This is a genomic window from Dactylosporangium sp. NPDC051485 (assembly GCF_040682015.1).
Taxonomy (GTDB): Bacteria; Actinomycetota; Actinomycetes; order Mycobacteriales; family Micromonosporaceae; genus Dactylosporangium.
Window position 1 is genome coordinate 1 of sequence record NZ_JBFAZW010000094.1, and the last position, 26055, is coordinate 26055.

Consider the following 26055-nt stretch of genomic DNA (forward strand, 5'->3'; position numbering starts at 1 on the left):
GGGCCGTGTCGATGCGCAGCGCCACGCCGCCGAGGGCCGGGCCGAGCCCGTCGTGCAGGTCGCGGCGGACCCGGCGGCGCTCCTCCTCCCGCGCCCCGACCAGCCGCTCCCGGCTCACCTGCAGCTCGGCGGCCAGGTAGCTGGAGCGGGCCGCCGCGGCCGCCTGCCGGACCACGTCGGCCAGCAGGCGCTCGTCGCGCGGGGAGAGGGCGGTCCGGTACCCGCCGGCGGCGAGGATGAGCCGGCCGACGGTCTCGTCGCGGTACGTGATGGGCAGCACCTGGGTGGCGGCCGGCGCGGTGCCGAACTCGGCCAGCATCACCTGCCCGCCGGTGCGCAGGACCTCCACGGCGACGTAGGGGGCGCGGAACGCCTCGGCGACGCTGCGCGCGACGGCGAGCAGCTGGTGCTCGGGGCCGTCGGAGCGTTCGAGCTGCTCGGCCAGGCCGGAGATGATGCCGTACGGGTCGTGGCGCCGGCCGAGCACCACCCGCTGGACGAGCAGCCACAGCCGGTTGCGCAGCGGGCCGTACACCAGGAGCACGACCAGCAGGCCGACCAGCGCCGCCCCGCGGTCGCCGAGTTGCGTGGTGACCACGGCCAGGATCCCGGCGTCGACGATCACCACGACGGTGGCGAGGCTGCCGTAGAGCACCGTCCCGCCGAGCAGCCGGTCGATGTCGAAGCGCTGCGGGGCCAGCACGCCGATCGTGATCGCCCCGGAGGTGAGCCCGATGGCCACGAACAGCCCGGCGCCCAGCCACGACTGCGGCAGCACGAGCGCGGAGAGCATCACCAGCACGTCGACCACCCCGGCCCAGAGCAGCCAGCGCATACGCGCCCGCTCCAGTCCGCTGGTCGCGCGGTACCGCCGGATCACCACCGCGAAGGGCACGAGCAGGCTCAGCGGGAGCGCCGCGTAGCCGATGCGCAGCAGCACCTCCCAGGCGCCGTCGGGCAGCGGCAGGCGCAGCAGGTCGGCGGACAGGCCGCGCGCGGCCGAGGGGGCGGGCCCGTTGTCCATGGCCTCGGCGATCCGCGTCGGCGCGAAGAGCAGGGTCAGCGGCAGTACCGCGGTGGCGCCGAGACTGCCGATCGAGGCCCACCGCCACCATCCGCCGGGCAGGCGCCCGTCCGGGTAGAAGACCAGGACCAGGGGCAGCGAGAAGAGCAGCCCGGCGCCAGCGCGCTGGTAGATCCAGTACGCGAACACCGTGCCGTGCGGCAGCGGGCTCTGCGTCGTCGCGTAGGCCACCCAGGCCACGGCCGCGCCGTCCAGCGCCCAGTGCAGGCCGGTCGCGCACATGATCCAGGCGACCGCGTTGCGCGGCACCCGCCGGACCAGCAGCGCGCCCGGCACGGCGAGGGCGAGCCCCGCGAGCCCGGAGATCCAGCCCGCCTCGAGGCCGTCGCTCGCCCGCCGCTGCGGACCGATGGCCGCCTCGAGCGCCACGGCGGCGATGGTGGCGGCGAGGGCGAGCGCGACGAACGCGCCCCCGGCCAGGGTGGACGCGCGGGGCTTGGGCACCCGGACATGGTGCCAGGCCGGGCGTCCCGCGGGCCCGGGACACGAGTCCCGCCCGGTCAGGGACACAGCGCGGGGCGCGGGACCCTGCCGCCCGGGTCGCCCGGTCCCGCACAGTTCTCGGCATACCGCGCTTCGGTGTTGTGCTCGGAGCGCTTCACATAGAGAAGGAACGCAGTCATGACGATTCGCACCGAACCGATCCCCGCCCGCACCGACGACGCGCCGGTCGTCGCCGCCCGGATCTCGGCCGGCCCGACCCGCGCGCTCGGCGCCATCCTCGTCGCCGGCACCCTGAGCTGGTCGGCCGCCATGTTCACCGTCGGCAACAACCCGACCGACTCGCTGGGCCAGACCATCACCGACCTCACCGGCGGCGCGTTCCAGCTGGGCCTCTTCGCGCTGCTGGCGGTGCAGCTGCGCACGGGCGCCACGGGCACCTCGAAGGTGGCCCGCGGGATGCTGTACGTCGAGCACGTCCTGCTCGCGGTGGCCACGGTGTGGAGCTTCCTGCACGCGATCCCGTCCCTGCGCGACTCGGCCTTCCTCGTCCCGATGGACGTCTTCTGGCCCCTGTCGATGCTCGGCATGTTCGTGATCGGCCTGAAGATCCTGTTCACGGGCCGCTGGAAGGGCGCGGCCCGGGTGTGGCCGTCGGTGGCCGAGAGCTGGGCCGTGGTGTCCGTGCCGGCCTTCGCGATCGCGGGGGATCCGGTGGCGGACTACGTGGGCGGGGCGCACCTGCTCATCGGGTACATGCTCCTCGGCCTCATCCTGGTCGCCCGCCCCACGCTGACGGGGGCTCGCCCGTGACGAGCTGGGCAGGTCCGTATCGATCCCACTCCCGCTGACTTCCGATATGCCCGGTTTTCGATATGCTCGGCGCCCCGCGCCGGGCATATCGGCGTTTACGGGAACTGCGTGCCCATTTCCTCCAGGCACTCCCGCATCACGTCGACCAGGGCCGTGTCCGCCGGCCGGTCCAGCCACTCGTGCACGGCCACCCGCATGGCCACGAGGAAGGCGCCAGCCATCAGCCGGGCGCGCACCGGGGCGCCCGGCGATCGGGCCGCGACCTGCGCGGTCAGCTCGTCCTCCATCGAGGCGTACGTCGAGACCTGCTGCGCCGCCAGCGACGGATGGCGCCGCACGAGTCGCACCTGGGCCACCCATCCCGGGTCGCGGGTCCCCTGCCGCCGCTGCACGTCCAGCGCGGCGCCGGTCAGCGCGGCCCACGGCGGCTCGCCGGCCGGGCGCTCCCGGACCGCGTCGACCAGCAGCCCCACGCGCATCCGGTCGCCGAACAGCAGCGCCTCCTCCTTGCTGGCGAAGTAGTTGGAGAAGGTCCGGCGCGACACCTCGGCCGCGTCGGCGATCGCCTCGACCGTGACCTTGTCCAGGCCGTGCTCGATCGACAGCGCCACGGCGGCCTCGTGCAGGGCCTGCCGGGTCGCGAGCTTCTTGCGTTCCCGCAGGCCGGACACGCAGCCGATGTTACCTACTTCTCATCGGGAAAACTTGCGCAGTGGGCAATCTTTTTGAATGCTTGTACCAGGCAAGTATTCGGAGCCCGTTGGGGCTCGTTTGGAGGGATCACCGTGGACCACGTCGACGCGCTGCGCGACGAGGTGCGCGAGCTGATGAAGGTCCTGCGCCTGGTGAAGCAGCACCACCAGCAGGGCAGCGGCACGCTCGCGCCAGGAGTGGCCGGCATGCTCGTGGCCATCGACCGGCTGGCCGGCGGCTGCCATCTCAAGGAGCTCGCCGCCGACTGCGCGCTCGACCAGTCGACGACCAGCCGGGCGGTCAGCGCGTTCGTCGCCGACGGCCTGGTCCGCCGGGTGGCCGACCCGCACGACGGGCGGGCCAGCTTCCTGGAGCTCACCGACGCCGGCCGCGAGGCCATGTGCCGCACCAACGAGCTGTACGCCAATTTGCTCGCCGACGCTCTGCGCGACTGGACCCGCACCGACGTCGAGCTGTTCAGCGGCCTGCTGCGCCGCTTCGTCGAGTCGGTGGCCGCCCAGTCGGTCCCCGGTCGCACCACCACGGACAACCGCACCACGGACGGCCGCAAGGCCCTGGAGGCAACACCATGAGTCAGACGCACACCGAGGAGCCGATGACCCATCGGCAAGTGCTGGAGGCGCTGAGCGGACTGCTGCTCGCCCTCTTCGTCGCGATGGTCAGCTCCACGATCGTCTCGACCGCCCTGCCGAAGATCATCGGCGCGCTCAACGGCACGCAGACGCAGTACACCTGGGTCGTCACCGCGACCCTGCTGACCGCCACCGCGACGACCCCGATCTGGGGCAAGCTCGCCGACCTGTACAGCAAGAAGCTCCTCGTCCAGGTCTCGATCGTGATCTTCGTGGTCGGCTCGGTCCTCAGCGGCTTCGCGCAGAACACCGGCGAGCTCATCGCGGCCCGCGCCTTCCAGGGCATCGGCGTCGGCGGCCTGCAGGCCCTGGTCCAGGTGGTCATCGCGGCGATGATCCCGCCCCGTGAGCGCGGCCGGTACAACGGCTACCTCGGCGCCGTCATGGCCGTGGCCACCGTCGGCGGCCCCCTGCTCGGCGGCGTCATCGTGGACACCTCGTGGCTGGGCTGGCGCTGGTGCTTCTTCGTCGGCGTGCCTGTGGCCGTGCTGGCCCTCATCGTGCTGCAGAAGACCCTGCACCTGGTCACCATCAAGCGCGACAGCCTGAAGATCGACTACCTGGGCGCCACCCTCATCGCCGCCGGCGTGTCCGTGCTGCTCATCTGGGTCTCCTTCGTCGACAGCTCGTTCGCCTGGCTGTCCTGGCAGACCGCCGTGATGGTCACCGCCGGCCTGGTCCTGCTCGCCCTGGCCGTGTGGGTCGAGGCCCGCGCCGCCGAGCCGGTCGTGCCGCTTCGCATCGTGGCCCAGCGCACCACCGCCCTGTCCATCCTGGCCAGCCTGGCGGTCGGCATGGCGATGTTCGGCGGGGCGGTCTTCCTCGGCCAGTACTTCCAGATCGGCCGCGGCTACTCGCCCACCGAGGCCGGACTGCTCACCATCCCGATGATGGCCGGCGTGCTGGTCTCCTCGATCGTGGTCGGCCGGCTGATCACCCGCAGCGGGCGGATCAAGCCGTACATCGTCGCCGGCACCATCGTCCTCGTCGCGGGCTTCGCCGCCCTGTCCACCATCGACCACGAGACCTCGCTGGTCTTCGTCGGCGGCGGCATGCTGCTGGTCGGCGTCGGCGTGGGCATGTCCATGCAGAACCTGGTGCTCGCCGTGCAGAACACCGTGCAGCTCAAGGACATCGGCGCGGCCAGCTCGACGGTGGCGTTCTTCCGCTCGCTGGGCGGCACGATCGGCGTGTCCGTCCTCGGCGCGGTGCTCGCCCGCCGGGTCACCGACAACATCACCCACTCCCTCGCGGCGGCCGGCGTGCAGGCCCCGGCGGGCGGCCAGACCAGCAACCTCAACCTCAACGCGCTGCCGGATGCGATGCAGCACATCGTCCGCGCCGCGTACGGCGACGCCACCGGCCACATCTTCCTGGTCTCGGCGGGCATCGCGGTGGTCGGCGTGATCGCGGCGATCCTGATGCGCCCGACCATGCTGCGCAGCACCCTGGACCTGTCCAGCCCCAAGCCGGCCGACCCGGCCGACCCGGTCGCCGAGCACGTCGGCGTCCAGCGGTAACACGCAAGGATCCGAAGCCCGAACGGGCGGCGGCGAGCTCACCCCCGGAGCTCCCGCCGCCCGTTCGTCTGCTTGCGCCGCCCGTTCGCGTTCGTGCCGTGCGTTCGTGCAGTGCGTTTGTGGTTTGCGCCGGCCGTTCACCTCGGCGGCGGAGAATGATCGCCATGCCGCTCATCGCGCACCTCAGCGACTCGCACATCACCACCGGCGCGCTCGCCGCCGAGCCGGCCGCCGGGCTCTACCGCGCGCTGACCCGCGTGCTCGCTCTCGAGCCGCGCCCGGACTGCGTCGTCGTCACCGGTGACCTCGTCGACCGCGGCCAGGAGGCGGAGTACGACGTGCTCCAGGAGCTCCTGCGCGACTATCCGGTGCCGGTCCACCTCGTCCCGGGCAACCACGACGGCAAGGCGCCCCTGCAACGGGCGTTCGGGCTGGCCGAGACGTCCTACGCGGCGGAGTACCCGGGCTTCACGATCGTCGTGCTCGACTCGCTGCGCCCCGAGCTCGGCGACGCCGGCGAGGTGGGGCAGGAGCAGCTGGCCTGGCTCGACGAGGTGCTCGGCCGGCGCGCCGGCGTGCCCGCGCTCGTCTGCCTGCACCACCCGCCGATCAAGGTCGGCATCCCCGGCATGGACGCCATCCGGCTCGCCGACGGCCCCGCGCTGGCCGAGGTGATCCGCCGCCACCCGCACGTGGTCCGGGTGCTGGCCGGGCACCTGCACCGGGTGGTCACGGCCGGGTTCGCGGGCACCGTGCTGAGCGTGGCGCCGAGCACCTACCGCCAGGTCGACCTCGGGATGCGGGAGGGCCGCCCGGTGAGCTTCGTGGCCGAGCCGGCCGGCTTCCTGCTGCACCGCATCGACGGCAACGATTGCGTGACCCACCTGGTGCACACCAGTCACACGGGCGCCCCGGTCACCGCCTATTGAGACCGATCCGCCGATACCCGCGTGGCACGTTTCCGGGATTTGGTGCGCTGCGGACCCCCGTACCTTGGTCTCAGCAGCACCTCCCCCCTTGCACCACGTGACATGCACCCGAGAGGAACACCCCATGAGCGAGTACGGCGAGTTCGACACCGGGCAGGAGCACGGCAGCCTGGAAGCCGCGCACACCGAGCACGGCGCCGCGATGGACCACCAGTCGCAGTACGGCATCCTCGAGCGCGACCACCACAGCGTCGAGCACGAGGAGTACGAGAACGTCAAGCACATCGAGTACACGGACGCGGCGGGCAACCACTACGAGATCACCGAGTACACGCACTACGAGCGCACGGAGATCGAGGACTCGCACGAGTACGCCGCCTACGGCCAGGAGAGCGGCAGCTACGCCGGCTTCGGCGCGGCCGAGGGCGAGTCGGCCGGCTTCGGCGAGGCGAGCTTCGGCGAGGCGAGCGGCGGCGACGGCCTGGGCCTGGCGCACGGCTTCGGCGCCGCCTCGGCGGCCTCGGGCCTGCAGAGCATCACGTCGCGTTTCGAGAACTTCCTCGGCTCGGGGCTGTTCAGCGACAACGACATCGACGACGCCAGCGCGTGACCATCTCCTCTCGGGGCGGTGAGATTGCGCTCACGGCGCCGGCCGGCGGGATCCCCGCTGACCGGCGCTGTGTCGCATCCGCCCAGCTTGTCAAGGCTTTTCCGGGGCAGAATTCGGCGGCACACCGCCCGCAAACGACGCAGACTGCATCGTCATGAGCCTCGACGACGACTGGCACTACCTGCCGACCCGCACCCGGGCCGGCGCGCTGCAGCGTGGACTCGGCCGGGGCGCCGTGCGGGCCAGACAGGACCCCGCCGCGCCGGAGCTGGTGTACGCCTGCATCCGCCGCGACCACCGCTGGCTGCCCCTGGACGACCGGGGCATCTACCTGGCCCGGCTGGTCCGCGACCTGGAGCTGCCGACCGGCCCGATCGTGGCCCGCCTCTTCACCGCCTCCGACGAGACCGGCGAGTTCTCCCACGTGCTGAGCGTGGTCGAGGCCCTCGGCCGGGCCGGGTCCGACGGGATCATCGAGAGCCTGCGCCGGTACGTCGAACTGGGCCCCTACTGGCAGGAGGCCCTGGCCGCCGTCGCCCCGAGGTGGCCCGCCAACTGGTGGGACGACCTGCTCCCGATCGCCGCCGACCGGCTGGCCAGCACCGACCGCCCGCCAAGGTTCGTCCCCGGCCCGCCGTGGACCGACTGGTCGGCCCGCGACGAGCGGGTCCGCGCCGCCCTGGCCGCCGGCCCAGAGGAGGTCCGCGGGCTCGGCGCGCTGCTCGACGAGGCCGGCGAGTGCCTGGCCTCCCCGGAGGTGCAGACCCTACCCGCGGCCCGGCGGGTCGCCGCCGACCCGGCCTCCGGCCCCTACTGGCAGAGCCTGTGCGTGCTGGCCGAGCACGGCGACGAGTCCGACGGCCCGGCCCTGCTGGCGGGCCTCTCGTGGCTGGATACCCGCCCCGACGACCTGTGCGGCTACGACCGCCTGGTCACCGGCCTGGCCCGGGTCGGCGGCGACGCCGCGATCCAGGCCCTGCCGAGGATCCGTTCCCTGTGGTTCAGCCCGCACTCGTACGAGCGGGCCGCCTACCTCCGCGCCCGCCTCGCCCTGGAGCCCGGCACCTGCGCCGGCGCCCTGACCGAGGGCCTGTGGGACTGCGAGGCCGAGGTCCGCGTGCTGGCGGCCCGGCACGTCCCGCTGGACGAGAAGCTCGAACGGCGCCTGGCGTACCTGCGCGACGACCCGATCGAGACCCTGGAGGTCCGCGGCGCCGCCGCCGAGCGCCTGGCCTTGGAGGCCGCCGTCCGCTGACCGCCCGGCGCCGGCTGAGGCCCCTGTTGCAGTGGTGTCGGGCGGGCGACACATTGGCGCAAGCGCACGCCAAGTGTCTGCCAAGTGCCCTCCTCGATAGTGGTTTCAGCAAGCCCGAAGGGATCGCAAAACACGGTCCTCGCTCCACTTACCTCGAGAACACGCTCTCGATATCCATATATATGAGCCAGACCGGCGGCGCCCCTCCCTCGTGCCGCCGGTCTTCTCATGTCCGCCGCGCAGCGTCAGCCCGCGAAGAGCAGGAACAGGCCCGCGACGGTGTACGCCACCATCAGCGCCAGCAGGGGGACCTGGCCGGTCAGGGTGCGCGTCCGCGGGAACAGGCGCAGCGCGCGGTCGTGGGCCAGGACCGTGCCGACGAGATGGCCCAGCACGATCACCGTCACCTGCAGGTTGGCCACGCCGAGCGGGGTGATGATTCCGGAGTACGGCCGGAAGTCCCCATGGCCGAACAGCAGCGCGACCGTGCGCTGGCCCTCCAGGATGAACAGCGACCAGTAGTGCGCGACGACGTAGCCGACCGCGATCGGCACGATCGAATGCGCGAGCTCCCCGGGCGTGCGCTCGGCCGAGGTGCGCCCCCGGCGGCCGGCGGCACGGGTGGCGACCTGGTAGGCGGCGGCGACCGCGGCGATCACCAGGAGCAGGCCGCCCGTGCCGGTGACCGGGGCGGGCAGCCCGTCCTCCTGCGTGAAGCGCAGCCAGAACAGGGCGCCGGAGAGGGCGTCGTAGAACGTCGAGCCGAGCAGCACCGCGACGACGGCGACCAGGCCAGGGGCGGGGCGTGGGCCGGTGATGCCGTCGAGGGGGTTGCGCCACACCAGCGTGCCGTCGGGCCGGCGGCCGATGGGAGCGAGCCGCCCCACGAGGTCGCTGAGCACCTCGAAGGCGTCGCCCCGGTCGAACCAGGCGGTACCGTACACCAGGCCGGCGGCCAGCATCGCCGCGGCGTAGACGGCCAGCCAGGCGCCGAGCACGGGCAGGGTGGCCCGGTCCGGCGCGACCAGCTCCAGCCACGCGAAGGCGAAGAGCCCGGCGGCGGCCGGCCAGTAGCCCAGGCCCTCCGGCACCGGGCGCCCGCCGTCGCGGCGGATGAAGCCCACGATCGTGCGCAGCGGGTTCATCCGCCGCCAGATCGGGCCGCACAGCAGCGACAACGGCACGAGCCCGACCCAGAAGAGCACGAAGACCAGGCCGGCGGCCGGGTTGTCGGCGGTGTCGGGGTGGGTGAACTGCACCAGCAGTACCACCGCGAGCACGAGCCCGGCGACGCGCAGCGGCCAGTCGAGCAGCGGGATCAGCCTGGCCAGCCACGCGGGGACCGGGCGGCCGGCGCCGGGGTCGAGGCGCGGCTCCCGCCAGGCCACCCCCAGCACCAGGAACGACACGACGAGCGCGAGCCCGGCCCCGATGGCCAGCTGCGCCGGGGTCAGCGGCAGATCCTGTCGCCCGCCCACGCCGTGGGCGAGCACCTCCACCGGCGCCACTCAGCACACCACCGGACAAAGCACCACTGAGGGCAACGGCACGCTGCGGACGTTCGGCACTGAGGGTCTCCCGTGGGCGGGCGGGTTCGTTAGGGCTGTGAATTTAGCCGCTTGTCGCGCGCTACGGAACCCGCCATCATGTGTCGATGCGTCTGCCGGTGCGTGTCTGCGCGATCCTCCTCGTGCTCGCCGCCGTGGTGCTGCCCGCCACGCCGGCCGCCGCCCACGGCCAGCTCGCGATGTCGGACCCGGTCGCGGACAGCACGGTGAGCCAGCCCAAGAGCGAGCTGACGCTGTACTTCACCGAGACCCCGGCCTCGTACGCCTTCTTCACCGTGACCACCCCCTCCGGCCGGCGGGTCGAGGGCGCCTGGCGCGCCGGCGAGCCGAAGCGCCTCGACCGCCCGGTCCAGGAGTACTACCTGGTCAACGGCAAGTTCGAGCCGCGCAGCTTCAACACCGGCTACCCGGCCGTGATCGCGGTGTCGCACTGGCCGGAGCAGGGCCAGTACGCGGTCGCCTACCACTCCGTCGCCTCCGACGGCGAGGCGGTCAAGGGCACGCTGAAGTTCACCTACTCCGGCCCGCTCACCCCGCCACCGGCCGGCTGGGCCGCGCCGACGTCGGGCCCCTCGGACGCGCTGACCAGGGCCATGTCCGGTGAGCCCACGGCGACGCCGGGCCTGTTCTCGGACGTGCGCTCGGCGCCCCCGGCGCCCGCTCCCGCGCAGGCGGCCACCCCGCCCACGCCGTTCGTGCTCACCGACTGGCTGATCCCGGCCCTGATCGTGGTGGGCGTCGGCTGGATCGTGGTCGCGGCGGCCCGGCGGGCACCGGTCCCCACCAAAAAGCGCCGCCGCGCCTGAACCCGTAGGTTTACGGTTCGAGTCTCCGGCGGCCCACCAGCATACTCACCTGCACGTTCGTGTTGGGCGGGTGATGCGGTGCGCGAACCGCGGTGCTCGCCGTGGCTTGGCCTTCGATACTCAGGACATCTCTGTTGTGCTGCCGGCCGCCGGCGATCCGCCGGGATCGTCGCGGAAGGTCAGCCCGGCCGCATCCATCGCGGCTCGAAGATGGCGCAGGGCGTAGGGCCCGACTCCATGGAGTGCCTGCACCTCGGCCTCGCTGAGTTCGGCAACCTGTTCGAGGCTGGCCACGCCGTGCGAGGTGAGCGCACGGGTCGCGGCTGCACCCAGGTGTGGCAGCGGGATGCCCGGCACCGGCACCGGCCGGTCGGGGACCGGACGGCGATGCCCCTCCTGGTCCAGGACGGCGGCGCCGCGCGCCGAGAGCCGGTACCCGATGTCGAGCGATTCGGTCAGGCCGCGCTCCTTCAGCTTGCGCACGTTCTGTTTGAACGCCGGGGTGTCACGCCCCAACCGTTGTGCGAGGTCGGGTGCCCGGGTCGCCGGCAGTTCGTCGATCAGCAGCAGCGTCGCCCGGGTCCAAGGCCCGGCCGGTGAGGCGCGGTCAAGCCGATCGAGCCACGCGACGATCTCGTCGATCTCCGCAGCGTCGGGCACTGATTCCCGCAACGCGTGCCGCGGGTCCACGCCCGCGTACCGCAACCCGATCCGGTACACCGGCCGATCGGGGTGCAGGCGGTCCAACCCCTGCCGGAGCGCGGCCAGCGACACCGCGCCGGCCCGGCGGGCGTCTGCGGCGGACAACGAGCTCACCGCCACGCGGTCGACTGACGTGACCTCGATCAGTCCGACTGCGGTACGCATCCGAGTACCGACCCTGACACGAGGCCGTTCCCAGCGGCGGAACGCCACCTCGACATCGCCGGAACGGATCGCCGCCAGTTCTGCGGGACGCATCTGCATATCCCAGTTCAACACATGCAGCGGCTGGTACGGACCCTGCCGAGGAGGTGGATGGTCCATTGTTGCGGCCGGCCTTCGCCAGTCTCACCGTGCTGAAACAGGTCCGGCAGCAGGGTTCAGATCAGGCTTGACAACGCCTCGGTGTGGAGCTGCTGCTGCGCGGGCGGCAAGAGCGCGTGTCCGTGCCCATGCCATGCGCCCGTGCCAGATCCGCCGATATGCGCTATACCGGCGGTGTGTCGAACGCGTTTGTGCAGAGCATGGCCCACAACTTCGAACAGGCGCTGCGGCTGATGGAGACGGCGCTGACCGACTGCCCCGACGAGCTGTGGCAGACGGACCTGTGGCCCGACGAGGCGCCTACGGCTCCGACGCCGCACGGGGGATTGCACGGCTCGGCTCCCTGGTTCCTCGGCTACCACGCGCTGAATACGCTCGACTATGACCTGGCTGGCGAGTTCGAGCCGTGGGCACCGCCACAACCGTTTGACGACAACACCTACGGCTTCCCCAACCGCAAGTTCACGAAGCCCGAGCTTCTCGGGTACGTCGACTGGTGCCGCGTACGCGTACGCCAGACCCTTGACGGCCTCACCGAGGAGATGGCCGCTCGGCCACTTCCAAGCGCCCATCGATACCACGGAATGCTGTTCGCGGTGATTGTCGGCAGCATGCCGCTGCACGTCGTTGAGCACGCCTCCCAGATCCGTCAGTTCCTCACCGCCGCGGGCCTCACAGTGCAACCCATGCCCGGTGACCGTGGGTACACGGGTTGACTGAACACGGCCTATGCGAGTTCCCGTGCTGCCTGTTGAAGGAACCGATCGATCTGGTGCCGCGCGTATCCACGGAACTTGACCGCGAAGACTGCCTGTCGCACGGCGACCGCAGCCTCGGCGCGGGCAGCGGCGCTCCCGGATGTCAGCGCTCGGCCTACCTGCTCGACCAGCCGGTCCACGGCAGCCACATCGTAGCCACGCAGGGCCACGTCGAACTCCGCCATGTTCACCGACCAACCGTCCCACAGGTCTGGGTCTGGCTCTGGCTCTGACCCGGGTGCACCCTCAAGCTGGGCGGTCAGACTCGCGATCGCGCCGTCGACCTGCGCCCGGTCGAACCCGCGCAGTACGACGGGCAGGTTCGCGCGGCGCAACGCGGTGACTGCGTCTGCCCGCGCACTCTCGTCGACGGTCGTGAGGGCGGCGACGGCCTGTGCCAGAAGCGCGTCCACAGCTTGTGGGTCGTATCCGCGCAGCACCACGGAGAACTCGAAGGCGATCATCAGCTCAGTGTTGCGACCCCGTCAAACCCGGTGCCAGCTATCTGTCGCGGAGTGCGCCGCGCACGATGCGGCATGTGCGCGCATCGGATCTCGACCGAGCGGTGTGCCCGGTCGGCGTGAGCCGAGGTTGGATTCCCGATCACATCAGTTCGACGGGTGGCATGTCGGGGTCCTCGTAGCCGATCTCGCCGGTCAGCCGGACCTGGCGGAGACGGTCGGTCGCGCCGATGAGCACGTCTACCAGCCGCCCGGTCCGTTCGCGGCTGGCGGCGACGCGCTCCTGGCGGCTCATGGGAGTGAGCCGGCGGTGGAGTTCGCGGCGGTGGCGTTCAGCCTGTTCGGCATCGGCTAGGTACGTCCTCCACGCCTGTTCGCACTGTTCGTACAGCAACTGACTCAGCGCGCACGCGTTCCAGGCGTCCGCGACCGATGCACCGTTTCGTTTCATGGTGCGGACGAACCACATGTTGAATCGGGCGTCTTCGGCCAGCAGCTCGGCGAACGCCTCGACGTTCAGGTTATTGCTGAAGCGGGAGTGAAGCGCAGCGACGACAAGCGCTCCGATTCCGCTTGGGATGTGCTCCCCGAGCGTCTCGGTCATTGAGACCTCCGCCGTTCACCCGGTTCCTTTTCGCTCCGGCCAATCGATCGATCGGAGTGTCGCCTGCCGGTCCAGCATCACGGGCACCGGAGTCGGTGGCAATGGGCCGGGCACACGCTCATCGGCATTATGCAGCGCGCACCGACTGACAAGATCAGCCGCGGCGGTCTGAGCCGGTAGGTGCTGCGCGTTGTGCTGGTGCGGTATTCGCCGAACGCTGTGGGCGGCGCACCGGCACTCATCGGCGTACCGCATGGATCGGCAGTGCAGGGCCCGGGACGAAGTAACCAGGGGTTAAGGTGTTGCCCATCACTGGCACCGGGAGTGCTGTCGTCGGCAGAGGTCATGGACGGAAATCACGCGGCGGGGGTGCCCTGCGGCCGTCGGCCCGGTTTCGAGGCCGGGCGCGCTCAGCGGGGTAGCGGATCGGTGGTGAGGCCCGCGAGGGCGGCGACGGCCAGTCGCACCGCGCGGTCGGTCACCGCGGCGTAGTCGTCGCCTGCCTCCAGCGCCGTGATCGCGGCGTTCACGAGCCCTTGCAGCAGCCGGGCGGTGCGCAGCGGAGTGTCGTCGCCGAGGTCGTGCAGGGTGTCGATGAGCGGGTCGAGCAGGGCACGGTGCGCCGCGTCGGCGCCTGCGCGCAGGGCAGCGGTGTCCTGCGTGTCGGCGCTGGCGCGGGCGATGCGGTGCTCGCCGTCGCGCACCATTTCCAGTTGCGCCGTGACGTAGGCGGCGACCCGCTTCTCGGGATCGGCGCCGGCGGCGGCGAGCGCGGTGTGGATGCGCTCGGTCCAGCGCGGCGCGGCCTGCCGTACCACTTCGGTGAGGAGCTCGCGGCGGTCGGAGAAGTACTTGTAGACGCTGTTGCGGGCCAGCCCGGTGCGCCGGGCGACCGCCGCGAACGTCACGTTGGCGGCGTCGCCCTCGGCGAGCAGTTCGTGTGCCGCGTCGAGCAGGGCGGCGCGCTGCTGGGCGCGGTGATCGGCGACCGAAGCGGCCTGGATCCTGGGCACCCGGCCAGTCTAGGACCCCACCCCGCTTAGGGACGCCGCGTCGCCATCTCATATCTTAGGGACGCCTTGTCCCTACCCTTGGAGAGCGCCGTGTACCTCGCCTTGCTGGAACTCAAAGCGGCCAGAGGCCGCTTCCTGTTGATGGGCAGCGTCGTCGTCCTTGTCGCCGCGCTCGTCGGTATCGTCTCCGGTTTCGCCACCGGCCTCGGCAACGACACCGTCTCCGCCCTGCGCAGGCTGCCCGCCACCCACATCGCCTTCGCCGCCGGCTCCAACTCCGACCAGTTCGCCCGGAGCCTGATCGACCAGCGTGCGGTCGCCGGCTGGACGAGCGAGAAGGGCGTCCAGGCCACGCCGCTGGGAGTTGCCATCACCCGCGGTACCACCGACCGCAACGTCGAGGTCGACCTCGCCGCCTTCGGCGTCCAGCCCGGTGCCTTCACCGACCCCGGCGCCGAGGACGGGCACCGCCTGGACGCGGCCGCACCCGAGGGCATCGTCGTGTCCAGTCAGCTAGTGAACGACGGGGTCCACATCGGCGACACCCTGACCATCGACCGGCTCGGCATCCGCCTGAAGGTGACCGGCACCACCGGCCGCTCCTCCTACGGGCACGTCGCGGTCGCGTACATGACCCTCGACACCTGGCGCCAGATCCGCTTCACCACCCCCGGGGCGCTCACCCCGCCCGCCGGGCTCCCCGACCAGTACACCGCGATGGCCCTCGACGTCCCCGCCGACCTGCGCGGGCAGGCACTGGCCGACGCCGACCGCCGCCTCGGCACCGCGACCGTCGCGCTCCAGGACGCCTTCGCCGCCGCCCCCGGCTACGCGGGAGAGCGCCTGACCATGAACTCCATCGAGACCTTCCTCTTCCTCATCGCCCCGCTGGTCGTCGGCGCCTTCTTCGCCGTCTGGACCGTGCAGCGCACCCCGGAGCTGGCCCTGCTGCGCGCCATGGGCGCGTCCCGGCGGCGCCTCCTCGGCCACACCCTCGCCCAGGCCGCCGTGGTCGTCGCGGTGGGCACCGCCGCCGGAGCCGCGCTCGCCGCCGCCGTCGGCCTCCTCGTCGGCGAAAAGGTTCCCTTCAGCCTGCCCGCCGTCACCCTCGCCACGACCATGGCGGCCGTGGTCCTGGTGGGCCTCGCAGGCTCCGCATTCACCCTGCGCCGCGTCACCACCGTCGACCCGATGACCATGCTGGGAGCCGCGCGATGACCCTCCACCTCAACGGCATCACCGTGACCCTCGGCCGCGGCGAGTCCCGCACCATCGCCCTCGGCGGTCTGACCGCCTCCTTCCGGCCGGGCGCCCTCACCGCCCTCGTCGGGCCCTCGGGCTCCGGCAAGTCCACCCTCCTGGCCGTCGCCGGCGCCCTGCTGCGCCCGGACCAGGGGCAGGTCCTGCTCAACGACACCGACCTGGCCGCACTTACCGACCGCCAGCGCGCCCACGCCCGCCGCACCCGCATCGGCTACATGTTCCAGAGCGGCAACCTGCTGACCGGCCTCACCGCCGAGGAACAACTGCTCGCCGCCGCCTCCCTCGCCGGGCACAAACCCCGCGCCCTGCGCGCCAAGGCCCGCGAACTGCTCGCGGAGGTCGGACTCGACCACCGGCTACGCCACCGCCCCGACCAGCTCTCCGGCGGCGAACGCCAACGCGTCGCCCTGGCCCGCGCCCTGCTCGCCCGGCCCGAGCTCCTCCTCGTCGACGAGCCGACCGCCGCGGTCGACCGCACCCGCGCCGACGACCTCACCCGGCTCATCGCCCGCACCACGCACGAGCACGGCTGCGTCACCCTCGTCGCCACCCACGACCCGGTCGTCGTCGAGGCGGCCGACACCACCATCGACATGCTGGACCATGCCCCCGCGGCCGCTGCCTGACGGCCACGCGAACACTGACCAGCACGGCGGCATATCGCGGCATCAGCCGGCGGAAGAGGCTGATGGCGCGGTACCGCAGACCACCTTCATCTTCTCGGTCAGCCGCGCCGCGAAGGCCGGGTCGCTGATCAGTCGCTGCCGGAAGGCGTCGACCTGGGCGTCGGTGAGGTCGGCGTAGATGGGCCGGGACGCGTACGCCGAGGCCATCGCCCCCGGGTCGGTGTACACGCGGGACTGGATCCCGCACAGGTGGGTGGCGGTCGCGTCGAGGAAGAGCGTCTCGCGGCGCTCCTCGGTCAGCGGGCCGGTCGTGGTCGGGGCCGGCGCCTTGATCTCCTGCGGGGCGTTGCCGCCGCACGCGGAAAGGCTCGCCGTCAGGGCCAGGGCGGTGACGGCGAGCAGGGCACGGGAGCGGAGCATCGGGTTGCCAGCCTCTCTGGGGAAGGACCGGCCCGCGAAGGGGCCGGCCGTTACGACACGGTGAGCAGCAGGTTGTTGGTGTCGACGGTGCCGCCGTAGGTGATCTTGACGGTGAGCTTGTAGACGCCGGTGGGCACGTTTGTCGCGTCGAACTTCACGGCGGCGTAGTCGTCGGCGCCGGCCGGCAGGGTCGAGCCCTGGCTCAGCGAGGTGTAGGCGCGGTCGCCCGGGTACGACACGACCAGGCCGGACGGGCCGCCGGAGACCGTGACCTGCACGTTGGTGGCCGTCCCCTGCGAGTGGAAGTTCAGCTGCGACCAGACCGGCGTGGCCTTCGGCACCGTGGTGGCGGAGGTCTTCTGCACGACGGTGTCGCCGGTGAGCGAGATGGTGGCGATCGTGGCCGGGGTGCTGCCGGAGCGCTGGACGCCGGTGCAGGTCGTCGCGCCGGCGTTCCTGGTGGTGTACGAGTAGTTGAGCGTCAGCGGCACCACGCCGAGCAGGGTGTTCTGCGGCAGGGTGAGGTTGAACGCGGCGTAGTCCATGCGGCCCGCGGCGAGCGTGTCGCCCTTGGACAGCGACGAGTAGGCACTGGTGTTCGACGGGTACTTCACCGTCACGCCGTTCGCGCTCGCGGTGATCTTGACGTCGCAGACGTCGGCGATCGACGCCCACATGGTGCTGACCCAGCCGGTCTGGCCGGGGAGCATCGAGGCCAGGACCGGTGAGACGAGGCCGAAGTCCGGCACGGCCGCCGAGGCCGGGGCCGCGGCGGGGACGATGGCGGCCGCGCCGGCGGCAACGGCGAGGGCGATGGAGGCAGAACGGCGCATCGGAGGGGTCCTTCCCGGATCTCTTGTGTCGCCAGGGCAGATCGGCGCCCCGCGCGACGGGTTGAGTCAGCCGGTGAGCGTTATCCAGGTGTCGTACTGGTGCACCGCGATGCCCGCGAACGCCGGGTACCGCTGCGCCGCCGAGTCCACCGCCGCGAGCGTCTGGTGCAGCTGGGTGGCGGTGGAGCCGTGGAAGCTGCAGTACGCGCAGTCGCCCAGCGGCTGCGTCTCCGCGCCCAGGCGGACCGGCTTGGCCACCTTCCCGGCCCGGCGCAGCAGGTCGTCGGCCACCCCGACCATGGAGTTGGCCCCGGTGGCGGTGTTGCGGTAGCTCATCACCGTGACGCCGTCGGTGCGGGCCAGCACCGCGTCGGCGAGGTTGCCCCCGCCGTCCGGCACCGCGACCGTGGGTAGCCAGAACGGCACGTCCAGCTCCAGCGGCAGGTCCGTGGCCGAGGAGACCTGGTCCAGCAGCGTGAGGAACTGCGGTACCAGTGCGGCCTGGTCGGTCTTCCAGGACGGCAGCAGGTAGGGCTCCACGTCCATGTGCAGGCCGTGGAACAGGCCCGTGGCCGCCGCGCCCTGGGCCCAGGCCAGCGCGGCCGGGTGCTCGGTGGTCCAGGCCGGCTCGCCGCCGAGCGCGTCGAGCGCGATCCCGGCCGCGTCGCACAACTGCCGCAGCTCGCGCAGCCGGGCCAGGTCGGCCGCGCCGGCCCGGGGGTCGTAGTAGGCGAACAGCGCCCGCACCCCGTTGGCCGTGGCCCAGTCCACCACCGGCCGCGGGTCGTCGCGCTCCCACAGCCACATCGCCCGGGTGCCCGGCGGCGCGACCGCGGTCTCCGGGGCGAGCGGCGGCAGGCGCAGGGGAGTGGCGGCGATCAGCGCGATCGCCACGAGCAGGAGACGGGCCACCGTCTGGGCGGCCAGGTCCGGCCAGCGCCGCATGCCCTCCCCATCGGCAGCGGCGGGCGGATCGTGAGGGTCACATCTCGTTGCGTTGACGGTACCGGGGCCGGTGGGACACGATGACCGGAAGCGGTACGCGGAGGAACCCGGTGCGATTCCGGGACGGTCCCGCCACTGTGACCGGGGAGTCGTCCCCCAGCGCACGGGCCACGGCCGGATCACGGCCGCAAGGCCGGGGGCCGGCGGCGATCCGGGAGCCAGGAGACTCCGGCCGCTGTCGCTGCAGGCAACCCTGCGGCCCAGCCACCTCGCGGGCGCGGACCCGCCGAAGGGAAGTGTGCCCGTGACCCCGCCGTATCCGTTCTCGGCCGTCGTCGGCCTGGCCGACCTGCGCCTGGCGCTGCTGCTCACCGCCGTGTCGCCGGCCATCGGCGGAGTGCTCGTGCGTGGCGAGAAGGGCACCGCCAAGTCCACCGTCGTGCGGGCGCTGGCCGCGCTGCTGCCCGAGGTCGAGGTGGTCACCGGCTGCCGCTTCGCCTGCGACCCGGCCGCCCCCGACGCCGAGTGCCCCGACGGCCCCCACCTGCCGGGGGCCGGCTCCGCGCGGCGCCGCTCCGCCCTCGTCGAGCTGCCGGTCGGCGCCACCGAGGACCGGGTCGTGGGCACCCTGGACCTGCAGCGGGCGCTCGGCGACGGGGTGAAGGCCTACGAGCCGGGCCTGCTGGCCGCCGCCCACCGGGGCGTGCTCTACGTCGACGAGGTCAACCTGCTGCCCGATCACCTCGTCGACCTGCTCCTCGACGCCGCCGCCATGGGCCGCGCGCACGTGGAGCGCGACGGCGTGTCGGTCAAGCACGCCGCCCGGTTCCTGCTCGTCGGCACCATGAACCCGGAGGAGGGCGAGCCCCGCCCGCAGCTGGTCGACCGCTTCGGGCTGGTCGTCGGGGTGGCCGCCCCGCAGGAGGCGCCGCCGCGGGCCGAGGTGGTCCGCCGCCGCCTGGCCTACGAGGCCGACCCCGCCGCGTTCGCTACCCGCTACGTCGAGGCCGACGCCGAGCTCGCCGCCCGCATCGCCGTCGCCCGGGCCCGCCTCGGCGCGGTGTCCCTGCCCGATCGGGAGCTGGACCGGATCGCGCGGATCTGCCTGGCGTACCGCGTGGACGGCCTCCGGGCCGACATCGTCGTCGCGCGGACCGCGGTGGCCCTGGCCGCGTGGCACGGCCGGACCGTGGTCACGAAGGACGACGTGCGCGACGCGGCGCGGCTCGCCCTGCCGCACCGCCGCCGCCGGGATCCGCTGGACCCGCCGGGTGCCGACAAAGACCGTTTGGAAGAGGTGCTGAACGCAGAGGCCAACCCGGACGAGCCCGACGAGGACCCCGGCCCGGACAACGGCGGCGGCCCGGACGGCCCCGGCGACGGCGGCCCAGGCGACGGCGACGGCGACGGCGGCCCGAGCGACGGCGACGGCGGGCCGGGCGACGGCGCGGAGAGCGGCCCGGACGCCGACGACGGCTCCCAGCCCGGCCCCTCCTCACGTTTGCCCAGCCCACCGCCAGGTGCCAACGTTCCGGATAAATCCGATTTGCAGGGCAAATCGGATTTATCCGACTTATACCCTTCGTCGGGCGAAGTGGATGCACGGGACGGAGATGGCGAAAGCGGGCAACGGGTCGAAGCGCCCGGCGCGCTGGCGTTCGCGGGGTTGCCATACAAGCCGAAGCTCCTCAGCATCGCCGGGCGGGCCAACCGCCAGGCCGGGGCGCACGCCGGCCGCCGCTCGCCCGCCGTCTCCCGCCACGGGCGGGTCGTGCGCAGCCGCGCCCCGCTCGGCGGCAAGCTCACCAGCCTCCACGTCCCGGACACGGTCCGGGCGGCGGCGCTGCGCGGCGCCCGGCGGGCCGAGGCCAGGGACGTGCGCGAGGCGGTCAAGGTCGGCCGGGAGGCCAACCTCGTGCTGTTCGTCGTCGACGCGTCCGGCTCCATGGCGGCCCGCCAGCGGATGAGCGTGGTGAAGACCGCCATCCTGTCGTTGCTGCGCGACGCGTACCAGCGGCGGGACAAGGTCGGGATGATCAGCTTCCGGCAGCACGACGCGGCGCTCGTCCTGGAGCCCACCGCCAGCCACGAGGTCGGCGTCCTGCGCCTCGCCGAGCTGCGCACCGGGGGCCGCACCCCGCTGGCCGCGGGGCTGCGCCAGGCCGCCCGGACCCTGCACGGCGAGCGGCGCCGCGACGCCCGCCGCCGGCCGCTGCTCGTCGTGGTCACCGACGGGCGCTCGACCAGCGGGCCCGACCCGCTGGGCGTGGTACCGCTGCTGGCCGGGGTGCCCGCCGTCGTCGTCGACTGCGAGTCCGGCCCGATCCGCCTCGGCCTCGCGCGCCGCCTCGCCGCCGCGCTCGACGCCGACTGCATTCCGCTGTCGAGCCTGGGAGCCTGAGTTGCCGCAGGGAAGAGTCGAGAACGTACCCGACGACGGGCTCACCACCCGCCAGCGCCGCCGCCAGCACGTGCTCGCGGTGCACACCGGGCAGGGCAAGGGCAAGTCCACGGCGGCGTTCGGCATGGCGCTGCGCGCGTGGAGCGCCGGCTGGCCCATCGCGGTGTTCCAGTTCGTGAAGAGCCCGAAGTGGAAGGTCGGCGAGGAGACGGCGCTGCGCGCGCTCGGCGAGACCGGCAAGGGCGGCAGCGTCGTGTGGCACAAGATGGGCGAGGGCTGGTCCTGGATCCAGCGGCCCGGCACCGAGCGCGACCACGCCGCCGAGGCCGCCGAGGGCTGGGCCCAGATCAAGCGCGACCTCGCCGCCGAGGCGTACCGCTTCTACGTCCTCGACGAGTTCACGTACCCGATCAAGTGGGGCTGGGTCGACATCGCCGACGTCGTGGAGACGCTGCGCGAGCGCCCCGGCAACCAGCACGTCGTCGTCACCGGCCGCGACGCCCACCCCGACCTGGTCGACCTCGCCGACCTCGTCACCGACATGACGAAGGTCAAGCACCCGATGGACGCCGGGCGAAAAGGCCAGCAGGGCATCGAGTGGTAGCAAGGATCGTCATCGCGGCGCCCGCCTCCGGCCACGGCAAGACCACCGTGGCCACCGGGCTGCTCGCCGCGTTCGCCGCCCGGGGCGAGAAGGTCGCGCCGTTCAAGGTCGGCCCCGACTACATCGACCCCGGCTACCACGCGCTCGCCGCCGGCCGCCCGGGCCGCAACCTCGACCCGGTGCTCGTCGGCGAGGACCTCGTCGCGCCGCTGTTCGCCCACGGCGCGGCCGGGGCCGACCTGGCCGTCATCGAGGGCGTCATGGGCCTCTACGACGGCCGCACCGGCGCCGGCGAGCACGGCTCCACCGCCCACGTGGCCCGGCTCCTCGACGCGCCCGTGCTGCTCGTCGTCGACGCCACCGCACAGGCCCGCTCGGTCGCCGCGCTCGTGCACGGGTTCCGCTCCTTCGGCCCGGGCGTGCGCATCGCCGGCGTCGTGCTCAACCGGGTCGGCTCGGACCGTCACGAGCTGATCCTGCGCGACGCCTGCGCCGAGGTCGGCACCCCCGTCCTCGGCGTGCTGCGCCGCCACGACGCCGTCGCCGCCCCCTCCCGCCACCTCGGCCTCGTGCCCGTGGTGGAGCGCTCGGCCGAGGCCGCCGCGTCGGTCGCGGCCCTCGCCGACCTGGTCGCGTCCAGCGTGGACCTCGACGCCGTCTCCGCCGTCGCCCGCAGCGCCCCGCCGCTGTCCGCCGTGCCCTGGTCGCCGTCGCTCGCCCCGCCCACGCCCGGCGAGCCCGTCGTCGCCGTCGCCGGCGGGGCCGCGTTCTCGTTCGGCTACGCCGAGACCGTCGAGCTGCTCGCCGCGGCCGGCGCCCGGGTGTGCACGGTCGACCCGCTGCGCGACGAGGCCCTCCCGCCCGGCACCCGCGCGCTCGTCGTCGGCGGTGGCTTCCCCGAGGTGTACGCCGAGCAGCTCTCCGCCAACACGCGCCTGCGCGCCGAGGTGACCGCGCTGGCCGCGGCGGGAGGCCCGATCGCCGCCGAGTGCGCCGGCCTGCTCTGGCTGTGCCGCGCCCTGGACGGCCGCCCGATGTGCGGCGTGCTGGACGCCGAGGCGGCGATGACCCCGAGCCTGACGCTGGGCTACCGCGACGCGGTCGCCGTCGCCGACAACGTGCTCGCCCCCGCCGGCACGAGGGTCACCGGCCACGAGTTCCACCGCACCCGCGTCACCCCGCCCACCGGCGCCACCCCGGCCTGGGCCTGGCGGGAGGGCCGGGACGGGTTCGCGGCCGGCAACGTCCACGCCTCCTACCTGCACCTGCACTGGGCCGGCGCACCCCGGCTCGCCTACCGCCTGGTGGCCTCGTGCGCCTGACGGTCGGATTCGGCGCCCGGCCCGGCACGTCCCCGGCCGAGGTGCTCGCCCTGCTGGCGGAGTCGCTGCCCGCACCGGACGCGGTCGACACAGTGTCCACTGTGGACTCACGCCGGGAGCTGGCCGAGGCGGTGGCGGCCGCGCACGGCTGGGCGGTGGTGACCTTCCCGGCCGGGGCGCTCGCCGCCGTGCCCGTCCCGTCGCCGTCGGCCCGCGTCTCGGCCGCGCTGGGCACGCCGAGCGTCGCCGAGGCCGCGGCCCTGCTCGCCGCCGGCCGCCCGGCAGTGCTGCTGGCCGGCAAGCGCTCGTCGCCGAAGGCCACCGTCGCCGTCGCGGCCGCCGCGCCCCCGGTCGCCGTCGTGGGCATCGGCGCCGACGGCAGCATCGACCCGACCCGGTTGCACGCCGCCGACGTCGTCTTCGGGGGCCCGCGCCAGCTCGACCTGCTGCCCGAGACCGTGCGGGCCGAGCGCATCGCCTGGCCCTCGCCACTGGTGCCCGCGCTGCCCCGCCTGCTCGCCGAGCACCACGACGCGCGGGTCTGCGTGCTGGCCAGCGGCGACCCCATGCACTACGGCATCGGCACCACCCTGGTGCGGCTGCTCGGCGCCGCCCACGTCACCGTCGACCCGCGCCCGTCCTCGGTATCGCTCGCCTGCGCCCGGCTCGGGTGGGCGGTCGAGGACACCGAGGTCGTCCGCGACGCCGGGCTGCTGCGCCGGCACCTGCACGACGGGCGGCGCGTCCTCGTGCTGTCCGCGGGCGCGGCCACGCCAGCGAAGGTGTGGCACATCCTCGAGGAGTCCGGCTTCGCCGGCAGCGCCGTGACGATCCTCGAGGACCTCGGCTCCGCCGGTGAGCGCATCCACCACGACCCGGCCGCCGCCGGACCCCTGAACATCGTGGCGGTCGAGTGCCGCGGCCCGGGCGGGTTGCCGGTCGTGCCGGGACTGGCCGACTCGGCGTACGACTCCGACGGCCAGCTCACCAAGCGCGAGATCCGCGCCGTCACGCTCGCCGCGCTCGGCCCGCGCCCGGGCGAGCTGCTGTGGGACGTCGGCGCCGGCTCGGGCAGCATCGGCATCGAGTGGCTGCGCGCGCACCGCTCCTGCCGGGCCGTCGCGGTCGAGCACGATCCGGCCCGGGCCGAGCGGGTTTCGGCGAATGCGGCGCGGCTCGGCGTACCGTCGCTGTCCATTGTGGTCGGTGCGGCGCCCGAGGCGCTGGACGGCCTCGAGACACCCGACGCCGTCTTCATCGGCGGCGGGTTCACCGCCCCCGGCGTCTTCGAGCGGTGCTGGGCCGCGCTGCGCCCGGGCGGCCGGCTCGTCGTCAACGCCGTCACCGTCGAGTCGGAGCGGCTCGTCGCCGAGCTGCACGGACGGCACGGCGGCGAGCTGACCCGGATCGCGGTGCACCGGGCCGCGCCGATCGGTGGATTCCTGGGCTGGCGGCCGATGCTGCCCGTGACGCAGTGGTGGGTGGAGAAATGACCGTGTACTTCATCGGCGCCGGCCCGGGCGCCCCCGACCTCATCACCGTGCGCGGCCGCGACCGCATCGCCGCCGCGCCGGTCTGCCTGTACGCGGGCAGCCTCGTGCCGGTGGAGCTGCTGGAGTACTGCCCGCCCGGCGCCCGGCTCGTCGACACCGCGAACCTGGACCTGGACCAGATCCTCGCCGAGCTGCTCGACGCGCACGCCAAGGGCCTCGACGTGGCCCGGCTGCACTCCGGCGACCCGTCGGTGTTCAGCGCCATGGCCGAGCAGCTGCGCCGCCTGAACGCGGCCGGCGTCCCGTACGAGATCGTCCCCGGCGTCCCCGCGTTCGCCGCCGCCGCGGCCACCCTCGGCCGCGAGCTGACGGTCCCCGGGGTCGCCCAGACGGTGATCCTCACCCGGACGGCGGCGAGGGCCACCCCGATGCCCCCCGGCGAGGAACTGGCCACCCTGTCCGCAAGCCGCTCCACGCTGGTCCTGCACCTGGCCGTCCAGCGCATCGCCGCCCTCGTCGAGGAACTGCTGCCGTGGTACGGCGACGACTGCCCCGCCGCCGTCGTCGCCTACGCCAGCCGCCCCGACGAGCTGGTCCTGCGCGGCACGCTGGCCGACATCGCTTCCCAGGTCGAGGCCGCAGGCATCAAGCGCACCGCGGTCATCATCGTGGGCGCGGTCCTGACGGCGGAGGAATTCCCGGACAGCCACCTGTACTCCACTACCCGCCCCCGCGACCACTAGAGGCCGCGGCCACACGCGACGGAAGCGGCCCGGCTCTCACTCGGGGAGCCGGGCCGTCTGTCGTGCGCTCCTGGGGCAGCTCAGCCGACCTTGCTCCACACCCCGCATCGCTTGGTCTCGAAGTCCTGGCCGGCCTTCAGGGTCACCCGCAGGTTCCCGCCGCCGAGGTGGTTATCCACTATGGAGTCAAAGCTCTGGTTCGTGCCAGACTTGTAGATCGCCCAGTAGCAGCTGTCCCCGGCGCCGGTGGTCTTGTACGTGCCGGCCGGGAAGTCCTCGCCGACCGTCCAGGTGCCGTCGTTGATCGTCGGTGCGGCCGGTGGCGGAGGCGGCGCGGCCGCAGTTGTCGCGGCGGCGGTTGTCGCGGCGGGCGTTGGCGCCGCGGCCGTGGTAGGCGCCGCGGCGGTCACTGTGACGTAGACAGTGGTTGCAGCAGGTTTCGCAGCGTCGGTGGAGCTGGCCGGGTTGTTCTTCGCGCCCGAGGCTGCCGCCGCGCCGATACAGCCACCGATGGCCAGCCCCACGACCAGGCCGATCACGCCAAAGATGACCGCACGGCCGCCGCCCTTCCCGCCCGGATTCGGCCCGGGGACAGGCGGACGCCCCGCCGGCGGAGCCATGGGCGGGAAGCCCTGCGCAGGCATGGCTCCCGTGGGGCCGGGGACGTACGGGACGGAGGCCGGAGTGTCGGTCATCGCCGAAGTGTTGCGTAGCCAAACCCGGAGCGACCTCAGCCGATCGTCCGTGAGCGCGGGCCCGGCGTGCGCGCAATGCGTACCTGGGCCCGCCTATCGTGCTACGGCACCTCGAACGCCAGCCCGCGCCGCGCGGTCTCGCCGAGCAGGGCCGCGATGAGCGCGACCAGATGCCCGTCCGGCAGCGCGCCGAACTGCTCGACGCGGAGCCGGACCTCGGCCCGCTCCGCGGCGCGGCTGCTTGGCCGCGGTAGCCGCGGCCGTGCGCGCACGGTTGACGGTTACGTCGATCGTCGCGCTTACCGCCGGCCGCCAGGCGCAAGACTGCGCACCCGCGACTGCGGGCGGCGCAGCCGGGAGTCGCGCATGCCCTCGCCGTACGCCCGCCAGGCGGCCTGGCGGGCGGTCAGGTCGCGCAGCTACCGCGGCGCACGTCTCAACCAAGGCCCGGGTCGGCGCTTGGTGGTCGCCAGGGC

The 26055-nt window shown here is 73.2% G+C and carries 26 protein-coding genes, 1 pseudogene and 1 riboswitch; of the genes and pseudogenes, 15 read left to right on the top strand and 12 right to left on the bottom strand.

The features are described 5' to 3' along the window. Positions 1-1528 (bottom strand): annotated as a pseudogene (locus AB0M46_RS38470) (hypothetical protein); the annotation flags it as partial. Positions 1529-1705: 177 nt separating this feature from the next. Here AB0M46_RS38470 and AB0M46_RS38475 point away from each other — a divergent pair. Then, positions 1706-2338, top strand: coding sequence for a hypothetical protein (locus AB0M46_RS38475; protein WP_363344523.1), 633 nt, complete (start codon positions 1706-1708; stop codon positions 2336-2338). A 95-nt stretch (positions 2339-2433) separates the two neighbouring features. Here the strand turns inward: AB0M46_RS38475 and AB0M46_RS38480 are convergent, their stop codons facing one another. Then, positions 2434-3009 (bottom strand): TetR family transcriptional regulator, encoded by a 576-nt coding sequence (locus tag AB0M46_RS38480; protein WP_363344525.1) that lies wholly within the window; start codon positions 3007-3009, stop codon positions 2434-2436. A 114-nt stretch (positions 3010-3123) separates the two neighbouring features. Between AB0M46_RS38480 and AB0M46_RS38485 the strand changes: the two genes are divergently transcribed. From AB0M46_RS38485 to AB0M46_RS38505, 5 genes are all read left to right on the top strand, one after another. Then, positions 3124-3624, top strand: coding sequence for a MarR family winged helix-turn-helix transcriptional regulator (locus AB0M46_RS38485; RefSeq protein WP_363344527.1), 501 nt, complete (start codon positions 3124-3126; stop codon positions 3622-3624). Further along, positions 3621-5204, top strand: a complete 1584-nt coding sequence (locus AB0M46_RS38490) for an MDR family MFS transporter (protein ID WP_363344529.1) — start codon at positions 3621-3623, stop codon at positions 5202-5204. Before AB0M46_RS38485 ends, AB0M46_RS38490 begins: the two co-directional genes overlap by 4 nt. Before the next feature lie 164 nt (positions 5205-5368). Further along, positions 5369-6133: a phosphodiesterase gene (locus AB0M46_RS38495; protein ID WP_363344531.1), complete on the top strand. Its 765-nt coding sequence runs from the start codon at positions 5369-5371 to the stop codon at positions 6131-6133. A 124-nt stretch (positions 6134-6257) separates the two neighbouring features. Continuing rightward, positions 6258-6743 (top strand): hypothetical protein, encoded by a 486-nt coding sequence (locus AB0M46_RS38500; RefSeq protein WP_363344533.1) that lies wholly within the window; start codon positions 6258-6260, stop codon positions 6741-6743. A gap of 154 nt (positions 6744-6897) precedes the next feature. Then, a complete protein-coding gene (locus AB0M46_RS38505) occupies positions 6898-7998 on the top strand; it encodes a hypothetical protein (RefSeq protein ID WP_363344535.1) in 1101 nt (366 codons plus the stop codon). A gap of 245 nt (positions 7999-8243) precedes the next feature. On the opposite strand, the gene AB0M46_RS38510 is transcribed toward AB0M46_RS38505, so the two are convergent. After that, positions 8244-9506 carry a hypothetical protein gene (locus tag AB0M46_RS38510; RefSeq protein ID WP_363344537.1) on the bottom strand — a complete coding sequence of 421 codons (1263 nt, stop codon included), beginning with the start codon at positions 9504-9506 and terminating at the stop codon, positions 8244-8246. 146 nt (positions 9507-9652) lie between these two features. Here AB0M46_RS38510 and AB0M46_RS38515 point away from each other — a divergent pair, with 146 nt between their 5' ends. Next, positions 9653-10372: a copper resistance protein CopC gene (locus AB0M46_RS38515; RefSeq protein WP_363344539.1), complete on the top strand. Its 720-nt coding sequence runs from the start codon at positions 9653-9655 to the stop codon at positions 10370-10372. Positions 10373-10492: 120 nt separating this feature from the next. On the opposite strand, the gene AB0M46_RS38520 is transcribed toward AB0M46_RS38515, so the two are convergent. After that, positions 10493-11398 carry a hypothetical protein gene (locus AB0M46_RS38520; RefSeq protein ID WP_363344541.1) on the bottom strand — a complete coding sequence of 302 codons (906 nt, stop codon included), beginning with the start codon at positions 11396-11398 and terminating at the stop codon, positions 10493-10495. A gap of 83 nt (positions 11399-11481) precedes the next feature. On the opposite strand from AB0M46_RS38520, the gene AB0M46_RS38525 reads away from it, so the two are divergent. After that, complete coding sequence (locus AB0M46_RS38525; protein ID WP_363344543.1) at positions 11482-12114, top strand: DinB family protein; 633 nt, start codon at positions 11482-11484, stop codon at positions 12112-12114. Positions 12115-12125: 11 nt separating this feature from the next. On the opposite strand, the gene AB0M46_RS38530 is transcribed toward AB0M46_RS38525, so the two are convergent. From AB0M46_RS38530 to AB0M46_RS38540, 3 genes are all read right to left on the bottom strand, one after another. After that, a complete protein-coding gene (locus AB0M46_RS38530) occupies positions 12126-12620 on the bottom strand; it encodes a DivIVA domain-containing protein (RefSeq protein WP_363344544.1) in 495 nt (164 codons plus the stop codon). A 139-nt stretch (positions 12621-12759) separates the two neighbouring features. Beyond that, a complete protein-coding gene (locus tag AB0M46_RS38535) occupies positions 12760-13221 on the bottom strand; it encodes a hypothetical protein (protein ID WP_363344546.1) in 462 nt (153 codons plus the stop codon). 410 nt (positions 13222-13631) lie between these two features. Continuing rightward, positions 13632-14234 carry a helix-turn-helix domain-containing protein gene (locus AB0M46_RS38540; RefSeq protein WP_363344548.1) on the bottom strand — a complete coding sequence of 201 codons (603 nt, stop codon included), beginning with the start codon at positions 14232-14234 and terminating at the stop codon, positions 13632-13634. Between the two features lie 90 nt (positions 14235-14324). Between AB0M46_RS38540 and AB0M46_RS38545 the strand changes: the two genes are divergently transcribed. Then, positions 14325-15452: an FtsX-like permease family protein gene (locus AB0M46_RS38545; protein WP_363344550.1), complete on the top strand. Its 1128-nt coding sequence runs from the start codon at positions 14325-14327 to the stop codon at positions 15450-15452. Next, the gene (locus AB0M46_RS38550) at positions 15449-16123 is read left to right on the top strand and encodes an ABC transporter ATP-binding protein (protein ID WP_363344552.1); all 675 of its coding nucleotides are present in this window, start codon (positions 15449-15451) and stop codon (positions 16121-16123) included. Before AB0M46_RS38545 ends, AB0M46_RS38550 begins: the two co-directional genes overlap by 4 nt. 42 nt (positions 16124-16165) lie before the next feature. Here AB0M46_RS38550 and AB0M46_RS38555 read toward each other — a convergent pair whose 3' ends face one another. From AB0M46_RS38555 to AB0M46_RS38565, 3 genes are all read right to left on the bottom strand, one after another. Further along, positions 16166-16543 carry a hypothetical protein gene (locus AB0M46_RS38555; RefSeq protein ID WP_363344554.1) on the bottom strand — a complete coding sequence of 126 codons (378 nt, stop codon included), beginning with the start codon at positions 16541-16543 and terminating at the stop codon, positions 16166-16168. A 50-nt stretch (positions 16544-16593) separates the two neighbouring features. Beyond that, complete coding sequence (locus AB0M46_RS38560) at positions 16594-17376, bottom strand: hypothetical protein (protein ID WP_363344556.1); 783 nt, start codon at positions 17374-17376, stop codon at positions 16594-16596. 66 nt (positions 17377-17442) lie between these two features. Then, positions 17443-18321: a hypothetical protein gene (locus tag AB0M46_RS38565; RefSeq protein WP_363344558.1), complete on the bottom strand. Its 879-nt coding sequence runs from the start codon at positions 18319-18321 to the stop codon at positions 17443-17445. A gap of 100 nt (positions 18322-18421) precedes the next feature. Beyond that, positions 18422-18550: riboswitch (cobalamin riboswitch) on the top strand. A gap of 75 nt (positions 18551-18625) precedes the next feature. Here AB0M46_RS38565 and AB0M46_RS38570 point away from each other — a divergent pair. From AB0M46_RS38570 to cobM, 5 genes are read left to right on the top strand one after another with little or no spacing between them, the layout of a single operon-like run. Continuing rightward, on the top strand, positions 18626-20722 hold the full coding sequence (locus AB0M46_RS38570) for a VWA domain-containing protein (RefSeq protein WP_363344560.1): 2097 nt from the start codon (positions 18626-18628) through the stop codon (positions 20720-20722). A gap of 1 nt (position 20723) precedes the next feature. Beyond that, on the top strand, positions 20724-21326 hold the full coding sequence (cobO, locus tag AB0M46_RS38575) for a cob(I)yrinic acid a,c-diamide adenosyltransferase (RefSeq protein ID WP_363344562.1): 603 nt from the start codon (positions 20724-20726) through the stop codon (positions 21324-21326). After that, the gene (locus tag AB0M46_RS38580; RefSeq protein ID WP_363344564.1) at positions 21320-22648 is read left to right on the top strand and encodes a cobyrinate a,c-diamide synthase; all 1329 of its coding nucleotides are present in this window, start codon (positions 21320-21322) and stop codon (positions 22646-22648) included. The genes cobO and AB0M46_RS38580 overlap by 7 nt, the downstream gene beginning before the upstream one ends. Next, complete coding sequence (gene cbiE, locus AB0M46_RS38585; RefSeq protein ID WP_363344566.1) at positions 22639-24141, top strand: precorrin-6y C5,15-methyltransferase (decarboxylating) subunit CbiE; 1503 nt, start codon at positions 22639-22641, stop codon at positions 24139-24141. The genes AB0M46_RS38580 and cbiE overlap by 10 nt, the downstream gene beginning before the upstream one ends. Continuing rightward, positions 24138-24884 (top strand): precorrin-4 C(11)-methyltransferase, encoded by a 747-nt coding sequence (cobM, locus tag AB0M46_RS38590; protein ID WP_363344568.1) that lies wholly within the window; start codon positions 24138-24140, stop codon positions 24882-24884. The genes cbiE and cobM overlap by 4 nt, the downstream gene beginning before the upstream one ends. 80 nt (positions 24885-24964) lie before the next feature. On the opposite strand, the gene AB0M46_RS38595 is transcribed toward cobM, so the two are convergent. Beyond that, positions 24965-25579, bottom strand: a complete 615-nt coding sequence (locus tag AB0M46_RS38595) for a hypothetical protein (protein WP_363344570.1) — start codon at positions 25577-25579, stop codon at positions 24965-24967. A 101-nt stretch (positions 25580-25680) separates the two neighbouring features. Further along, positions 25681-25851: a hypothetical protein gene (locus AB0M46_RS38600; protein WP_363344572.1), complete on the bottom strand. Its 171-nt coding sequence runs from the start codon at positions 25849-25851 to the stop codon at positions 25681-25683. Between the last annotated feature and the right edge of the window lie 204 nt (positions 25852-26055).